This window comes from Streptomyces sp. NPDC055287, from assembly GCF_053646035.1.
On sequence record NZ_JBSHNE010000117.1, the window covers coordinates 1 to 2,303 of the forward strand.

Here is a 2,303-nt window from a genome sequence, read left to right on the forward strand (position 1 = left end):
GAGTCAGCCGGGCCAGCACCACCGCGAATACGACCGTCCCCGCGAAGGCCAGCATCATGGCCAGCACCCGGCCGAGCGCAGACAGGGGAGGTTTTTCGGAAACCCGCTCCCCAGGATTCTTCGCGGTCTTGTCACGCAGGACTATCCGCGCCATTACGAGCTCCCAGCCAGGGGTAGTTTGCTTGGACGTTCCGATATCCGCGTTGTGAAGCGGCGCGCTTCGCGGCGGTTCACACAGGGTCCGTACGTGTCCGAATAGGTCGGCTCGCCCCAAAGACGGTAGGTGAGCATGCGGCGCAGCAGCGCGTCGTCGGGCACCTCAGCGACCGTGGCCGGCATTGACCGCCGACGGATCAGTTTTGATTGTGTCATGGCCGGGTTCACTCGCGCGCCGCGCCCGGGTGATATTGGTCTTTGCTGCTGGCGACCGCAGCCGGCGGCCCAGTGGAGACGGGATCGCGACAGGTTCGTGCACGCGTCAGGATGGCGCAAGGTCGCTGCCGCCTTCGACGAGCCTCAACGGGCCCCGTGTGACGCCTCGGTCGCGGTCCCACGGCATCGAGACCGAACTGGCCGGCGAGCTCCATCTCACCATCACCGCCCCCGCACAGCGCACCGATACCGCACCGTGCACGAAGCCCTCACCAACGTACGCAAACACGTACCCCGGCGCGGCCGCCGCCGTCCTGCTGTGGCACGACGGCGACAGGCAGCGTGGGAGAACAAGCCCGCCGCGCTGGGGCCGGCCAGCGGGCAGGCGGCCGCCGTCTCCCGCGAGCGGGTCCAAGGTGCGGAGGGCGCTGACACCGATGTGTGCCCGGCGGCGCGTAGCCCAGCAATCGCTCCGCCCACGGATTGCAGTCCTGATCCAGCGGCTGATCCGGACCTCCGATGGAGGCAGCACGGTGGACGCTTCAGGCGAACATGCCGGTGCGGAGCTGGGCGAGTGTGCGGGCCAGGAGCCGGGAGACGTACATCTGGGAGACGCCGAGTTCGACGCCAATCTGGGACTGGGGCATCTCCTGGCCGAAGCGCATCTCGATGATGCGTCGCTGGCGGTCATCGAGCTGCTGAAGGAGCGTGGCCAGCGTGTGCAGGTCCTCCACGCTCTCCATGGCGGGGTCTGCCTCACCGATCACGTCGGCGTAACTGTGAGGGCTGGAAGAACCGTCGCCGTTGCTGGGTAGGTCCAGCGAGCGGGCCGTATAGCCGTTGGAGGCGACGAGGCCTTCGATGACCTCCTCCTGACTGAGCCCCAAATGCTCGGCGAGTTCCTTGACGGTCGGTTCCCGTTCCAGGCCGGTGGCGAGCTGTTCCTGCGCTTGGGTGATGCCCACGCGTAGTTCCTGCAGGCGGCGGGGGACGTGGACGGCCCAGGTGGTGTCGCGGAAGAAACGTTTGATCTCGCCGACGATGCAGGGAACGGCGAAGGTGGAGAACCCGACTTCGCGGGAGAGGTCGAACCGGTCGATTGCCTTAATGAGCCCGATGGTGCCGACCTGGAGGATTTCCTCCATGTCGCCGCTGCCGCGGTTGCGGAACCGGCGCGCGGCGAACTGCACCAGGGAGAGGTTCATCTCGATGAGGGTGTTGCGCGCGTACTGGTACGCGCGCGTGCCGTCCTCCAGCACCTGGAGTTGGGCGAGGAACAGCTTCGACAGAGCGCGGGCGTCCTTGGGGGCCACCTGCGTCGCGTCCTTAATCCAGGGCAGTTCACCGGCAGTGGCCGGGGCTCTGGCCATAGGCAGCGCCGCTCCCCTGGTCTGCACGGTGTCTGCGGTCGGCGCAGAAGTCGCTGCCATGTAGTCGTCCTCCTTGGTGGTGCACTCTTCCCGAACCGGCACCAGCCCCCGATGTGGAGAGGGCATGTCTGCCCTATCCGTCAGGGACACACAGCCCAGCTGGTGCACGAGGCAGCGGTGGGGGGATGGTCCGAACCTCGAGTCGGGCTGTCCGCACTGTCGCAGGAACTGCTCCGCAGCACCAACAGGCCGCTGTCCTGTTGCCGGCAGCCGTCTTTGGCGACTCAGCGGCGTGTAGCTGGTGGGGGATGGGCTCCTGTCTGGAAACGGCATGCGGCCTCGGGTGCGTCGGCCGGCGGAGCCGCTGCGGCCCACGGCGTTGAACTGCTGCGGAAGGGCTTGCTGCCTCGCCCCCGCGCGCGGCAGCCGACGCGTACCCGCCCGGACGGCCGCCGTGATCTTCCGGACGGTCTGTGCGCTGCGGCAGGAGCGCACCGGGTTAGAGCCATTTGTTGCGGCGCAGGGCCCGGTAGATGACCGTGCACGCGCTCACCATGACTA

Annotated in this window: 1 protein-coding gene; it reads right to left on the reverse strand. The window is 67.7% G+C overall.

Annotation, left to right across the window (positions count from 1 at the left end; translation table 11 throughout):
- Window positions 1-914 precede the first annotated feature (914 nt).
- Window positions 915-1,802, reverse strand: a complete 888-nt coding sequence (locus ACWIHY_RS40200; protein ID WP_454381701.1) for a SigB/SigF/SigG family RNA polymerase sigma factor — start codon at window positions 1,800-1,802, stop codon at window positions 915-917.
- Between the last annotated feature and the right edge of the window lie 501 nt (window positions 1,803-2,303).